This is a genomic window from Bacteroides sp. AF32-8BH, from assembly GCF_003435205.1.
GTDB classification, from domain to species: domain Bacteria; phylum Bacteroidota; class Bacteroidia; order Bacteroidales; family Bacteroidaceae; genus Bacteroides; species Bacteroides ovatus.
Genome location: NZ_QVLZ01000005.1, coordinates 42,343 through 48,421, shown reverse-complemented (window position 1 = coordinate 48,421; position 6,079 = coordinate 42,343). Strand labels below are relative to the sequence as shown.

Below are 6,079 nucleotides of genomic sequence, written 5' to 3'. Positions count from 1 at the left end.
ATCTTCTGACTGTCCTCTGTGGTGAAATAGTTCATTTACGTACGGGTTTGGCTCATTCTCTGTACGGTTTTGAATAAAATAATGGAGTATTCTGGAAACGTTGTGGTAAATCTGAAAAAGATGATTGAGTTTTTAAGATTCCCCGTTATCTTTTTATTATAAGATATGGGTCCAGGTGAGGGGTGGTGAGGGTAGATTTATAACTTTCGTATTTTTTTTTTAGGATAAAAAAGGAGATAGTATAGAAAATAATAAAATAAAAGGTTATAAATCTACCCTCACCACCCCTCACCCTGGACCCATTCATTAGCGCACCGTTTAACTCGTTTCTATGCACTAATGAGGTAAATACAGTTTTTTGAAACGCTATCCAATAGAATGATTATATTTGCATTTTGATATAAGAAACAAATTACAAACTATTAATCAGTAAACCATGAGATTCAGCAACGTAAGATTATTAGTGAAAGACTTCGCCAAATGCTTCAAGTTCTACACCGAACAACTCGGATTAGAGCCATCCTGGGGAGATGAAAATAGCGGATATGCCAATTTTAAAGTAGCTGACGGGATAGAAGGCTTCACCCTTTTTGTATCCGACTGGATGGCACCTGCGGTAGGCAATGCAGATAAGCAACAGCCCGTTGCGATGCGTGAGAAATTAATGGTTTCATTCAGTGTAGATAACCTCGACGAAACTTTTGCCGATCTAAAAGCAAAAGGCGTGACGTTTATCACCGAACCTGCGGATATGCCCGATTGGGGGATGCGTACCCTATACCTGCGCGATCCCGAAGAAAACCTGATAGAACTCTTTACCCCTCTAGCACCGGAGCAATATAGCCAAGAGCTCCTCGAAGAAGATAAGAAATTTCAATAAGAAAGTTTGTTATAAAGAAATGTGCCCATACGAGTGAGCCGGAAAAATGATAGTTAATGAGCCCTATAGTGACATCGCTATGGGGCTCATACATTAACTTGATATTGCAGATATTCACTTGCCTTTCAACTTTATAGCAAGAAACTCACAAAGTAAAATATGAATCTGATTAATAAGCCCTCAACCCATAATCAAACCTCATCTTCTTGCTATCTTTCACTTCAATTTTCAACAAATTACTTCCTTTTCGCAAGTAACGGCTGTAATCGCTGATATTGTATTGATTATATTGCCTGGTCTGCTTTGCCTCCTGCGCAAAGACTTCTACACCATTCAACCACACTTTTGCTTCTCCGGCAACATTCAGCCATAAAGACAGATGACTGAAATCCTTATCCACCTTAAAAGTAGCTTCTGATACTACCGTAGAACGAGGGGGACAGTCGAAAGGCAAAGAAGTCATTTTCAGCTCCTGACCGTTCAGACTGACAAGGCGGGTATTCTTGCTTCCGTTTTGACTGTCTGCAATCAAAGTAACAGCTTTCGCAGGGGTGATTTCATACAAACGGTTGTGCATCAGGTGCAACAAGCCTTCCGGTATTTTAGTTACTTTCCGGTCGTAAGTAATCAGGCCGTTCACTTCTCCTTCCACATCAGTGGTTTGTGTATAAACAGCCGCACTCAACCCTTGGGCAATCAGCGTTTCCAAATCATATACCAGACGGCCGTAACTATCAATCAGAGCCATTGCTCCGTCTATATTCTTATACCCCCAGTTCCTCATATTCGGATTCCAGATATGTTCCTTGATCGCCCAGCCATAGCCGCCGAATTCTCCCAGTACGGAAATGCGGTTGCCGTTGTTCTCCGGCAGAATCATGGAAGTGACAGGATAATTATGTACGTCGTACATATCGCCTACGCCTCTGTCCGTCCAGCCGGTCACTCCGTTTATCAGGCGTGTATCGTCGTATTTTATCACTTTATTTACGATTTCCACCGTGTTATGCTGTCCCCATCCTTCATTGAAAACCACCCAGGTAGTGATACAGGGATAGAAACGGAGACGGTCGATCATCTCGAACATTTCTTTTTGCCATTGGCGGGTGTGTTCTTCGGGGGCGTTCCAATCAGTAGTAGCCAACGGATTGACGTGCTCCTCCTTCTTCCTTGACGTAGCAAAACCGGAAACCATGTCTTGCCACATCATCAATCCCAGAGAATCAGCGTAATAATAATATTGCTCCGGTTCTACTTTGATATGTTTACGGATCATATTGAATCCCATCTTCTTCAACTGCACCATGTCCCACAACATCGCTTCCTCGGAAGGAGGAGTCAACAATCCGTCGGGCCACCAGCCTTGATCCAGCGGACCGTATTGGAAGATGGGTTGGTTATTCAGGCAAATACGGTTGTATCCACATTCATCTTTACGGGCATCTACTTTTCTCAAGGCAAAGTAACTCTTTACCCGGTCTAAAACACGTCCTCCATTGGATAAGACAATATTCAAATGATACAGTTTCGGAGATTCGGGAGACCATAAGACAGCGTTCGGAACGTCTATCTCCATCGCATTAGTCAACTTCTGTTCCACCGTCTTGATTACTTTGCCATCATCCAACACTTCTATTTTCACTTCTTCATTGCCTTTGGCTCCAATTATATCGAAAGCCAGCTTCACGGATTTTCTCTCAATATCAGTGGAAGGAAGTACCTGACGAATATAGGTTTTATTCACCGCTTCCAGCCACACAGTTTGCCAAATGCCCGATACAGGCGTGTACCAGATACCTTCCTGATTAAGTTGTTGTTTCCCTCGGGAAATAGATTCCGTGTCCGTCGGGTCGGTGACGGCTACTTCAATGCTTTGGGGGCCACTCTTCTTCAAGTATTTAGTAATATCGAACGAGAACGGGTTGTTTCCTCCTTTATGCGTACCGACCAACCGGTTATTCACCCATACTTGACATTCATAATCCACTGCTCCGAAATGCAGGACAGTAGACTTATTCTTCCAGGAAGGATCTAAAGTGAACTCACGTTGATACCATAATTTATCCGTAGGAAGAAATGTTTTCTGCACTCCGGACAGTGACGATTCAATCGCAAACGGGACGAGAATCTCTCCCTCAAAGGAAACATTCTTCCGGGACGTGTTCTGATCCGTTACGGCATACTTCCACAATCCATTCAGATTGATCCATTCGGCCCGTTGCAACTGCGGTCTGGGATAACTTTGCCACACATTTTCCGGCGTCACCTGTTCAGCCCATACTGTTTTGATTTTATCACCTTTAGGCTCCCATGCATGGGCAAACACCTGCGACATGGCTCCTAAAGCCAGAGTAAATAAGATTCTTTTATCCATAAGCATTAGCGGGTTTTATATTCTTTAAAATCTTTCCGTCGATTCTTATTGTAGGTATTCCACATTTTTTGGAAATACAAGACATCGCTCTTGTCTGCCCATTCGAAATAGGCCGTTTCCAGTTCTTTTGCCATTTCAGGATATTTGCCGATCAGGTTGTGCTGCTCGGTACGGTCTTCCCTGATGTTGTACAATTCCCATTCATCTCCCTTAAAATTGGCCGAAACCAGCTTCCAGTCACCTTTACGCACCATGCGGTTGCCTTCATGCTCTGCATAAATATACCTTTCGGGCATCTTCTTCCCTTTCACAATCGGGAGGATGGATTTACCTGCCGTAGGCAGAATCGCTCTTCCCTGATATTCTTTCGGATAAGTGGCTCCTGCCAGTTCCACACAGGTAGACATGATATCGGAGAATTGTGCAGGCTGATGATCCAGTCCGCCTTTGTTCTTCACCTGATTCCCCCAGGAAATGATACATGGGGTTGAGATACCTCCTTCGTGAGCATAATGTTTATACAGCGTGAACGGTGTGCAACAAACATTCGCCCAGCCTGTGCCGTAATGATGATAAGTTCCGGGTAAGCCCATCTGGTCGAGTTCGGCTCCCGTATGCGTATGATATTCGACTCCGGTCTGTTTGTCAAAACCAAATTCGTGCCATTCGGCACAAGCTCCGTTATCGGACATAAACATGATAAATGTATTGTCCAACTCACCGTTCTTTTTCAACTCATCCACTACCCGGCCGATATTCGCGTCCATCACATCCACCATCGCTGCAAAAATGGACATACGACGTGCCAAGTCGGTCTGCTGATCTTTCGTCAATGAGTCCCATGCCGGTAACGGATGCGTTTCATCTTCAAACAGACTTTCGGGAACCACGCCGCGCGGGCTAAGTTCCGGTTTGCCTTGCATCAGTTTCAGGTCAACAATCCGTTTCCAACGTGCGTCACGAATCTTGTCCCATCCCTGCATATAGAGAGACATATATTTATCGGTCACTTCTTTCGGTGCGTGCAAAGGAAAATGGGGAGCATTATAGGCCAGATACAGGAACAGCGGTTTCTTTTCCTGATGTGCCTGGTCGATAAAGTCAATCGCATAATCCGTTATCACATTCGTTGCATAGAAAGTTCCTTCTTCATAGTGTCTGGGGGTACGGTCTTTCGGCAAACGGGTATATACTTCCGGATTCCAGAAAGAATTGAATCCGCCCAATAAACCGTAATACTCTTGAAACCCACGAAGAATAGGATTCGACTTATTCCCCAGATGCCACTTTCCTGACATAGCCGTAAAATATCCGGCATCTTTCAGGACTTCTGCAATCGTGACGTTGTCCGAATTGGAACGGAAACCGGAATATCCTTTCGGCCAGGCAGGATGACTGCCGTCCATGTGTCCCAATCCCGTCTGATGCGGATAAAGTCCCGTCAACAGGTTGGCACGCGACGGACAACTGCGTGCACTGTTATACATCTGCGTCATACGGACGCCATTCTTTGCCAATTTATCCAGTACCGGTGTATGAATCTCACCACCGAAGCAGCCGAGATCGGAGAAGCCCAAATCGTCTGCCAGTATGATAATAATATTCGGTTTGTCCTGCGCATACGTCATCGGAACCAGAGCCAGGCTGCCTGCTATCAATAAAGAAGTTTTCATTTGGTATTATAATTAAAGTTGGGTTTGAATTTACCATTCTCATAGATCATCGGAATTAATCCGGGACGGCACGTCACTTTATACTCCGCCGCCTGTGCCCCACGCGGATTGAAGAACATGGTAGCCCACCAGTTTCCATCCTTATCCTGGAAAAGATTGTTGTGTCCTCCTCCCGTGATGGCATTGTAGCGTTCGCTATAGGGACCATACACATTATCGGCTGTCGAGATGATGCAGTCGTAACTATAACGTGTCTTCGGCGAGGTTACTCCCTTTTTCTCAATATAGGTATCTCCCTCCGACGTACGGTGCGACCATATAGCTTGTACGAGGTGATATTTGTTATCGTATTTGAAGATAAACGCTCCTTCAATATACGGTTCCGGATTATATTTTTCCTCTTTCAATGTTTTCAGTTCCTCGGCAAATCCGCTCATATCCGGTTTCATACGGGCGATATAATGGTTGTGCCCGACAAAGTAGACAGTGCCGTCCGTATCTTCGAACAAACTTCCGTCGATGTTCGGGAAGATGGCTTTGTCTTTATTACCTTCGATATTCTCGTACGGTCCTTCCGGCTTTCCGGTCTTGCTCCGCAAAATGAAAGAACCTCTCCCACCTGCCGACTCATTCATGCAGGCAACGATAAACCAGTTCTTCGCGCTTTTGATATAATGCATTTCCGGAGCCCACACTGCATGAAAGCGGTTGTCCATCGGATCACCGTTGATGGATTTCTTCTGATATTTCTCTCCTGCTTTATATACTTTCGGCTTCTTTTGCCAGGTTCCGTCTTTTTCCATCGACCATATTTGTCCTCTGGCTTCCCAGGACTTCATATCTTTGGAACGCCACAGGTACAAACCGTCGTTCCAGTCCCAGCAATGTCTCTGTCCCGGAAAGTAACGGTCGGGGGTAGAGGTCGTTCCTGTGATATAATAATAACCGTCGGGACCCAGCGTAGCCCAAGTGTCCCTCATCCAATAATCAAATGCCGGCTTTACGAATTTCGGAACACGTAGCTCCGGAGCGTTTGTATTTGCCGTTCCATATAACTGCGCTGATGCTGTACAGATGGAAATAAATCCTGTAAGCAAGATCAATCCTAATCGTCCAATCAATTTCATATATTCCTGTTTTATGTTTACGTAT

Annotated in this window: 4 protein-coding genes; 1 reads left to right on the top strand and 3 read right to left on the bottom strand. The window is 44.9% G+C overall.

All coding sequences use genetic code 11. The annotated features are described in order from the left end of the window. Positions 1-436 precede the first annotated feature (436 nt). The gene (locus DWZ47_RS04970; protein WP_008646812.1) at positions 437-880 is read left to right on the top strand and encodes a VOC family protein; all 444 of its coding nucleotides are present in this window, start codon (positions 437-439) and stop codon (positions 878-880) included. 169 nt (positions 881-1,049) lie between these two features. Here the strand turns inward: DWZ47_RS04970 and DWZ47_RS04965 are convergent, their stop codons facing one another. Genes DWZ47_RS04965 through DWZ47_RS04955 form a run of 3 tightly spaced genes read right to left on the bottom strand, consistent with a single transcriptional unit; the run spans position 1,050 to position 6,054 of the window. Further along, positions 1,050-3,254: a glycoside hydrolase family 2 protein gene (locus tag DWZ47_RS04965; RefSeq protein ID WP_117512488.1), complete on the bottom strand. Its 2,205-nt coding sequence runs from the start codon at positions 3,252-3,254 to the stop codon at positions 1,050-1,052. A gap of 5 nt (positions 3,255-3,259) precedes the next feature. Continuing rightward, positions 3,260-4,927, bottom strand: a complete 1,668-nt coding sequence (locus DWZ47_RS04960) for an arylsulfatase (RefSeq protein WP_009001277.1) — start codon at positions 4,925-4,927, stop codon at positions 3,260-3,262. Further along, a complete protein-coding gene (locus DWZ47_RS04955; protein ID WP_117512436.1) occupies positions 4,924-6,054 on the bottom strand; it encodes a family 43 glycosylhydrolase in 1,131 nt (376 codons plus the stop codon). Before DWZ47_RS04955 ends, DWZ47_RS04960 begins: the two co-directional genes overlap by 4 nt. Between the last annotated feature and the right edge of the window lie 25 nt (positions 6,055-6,079).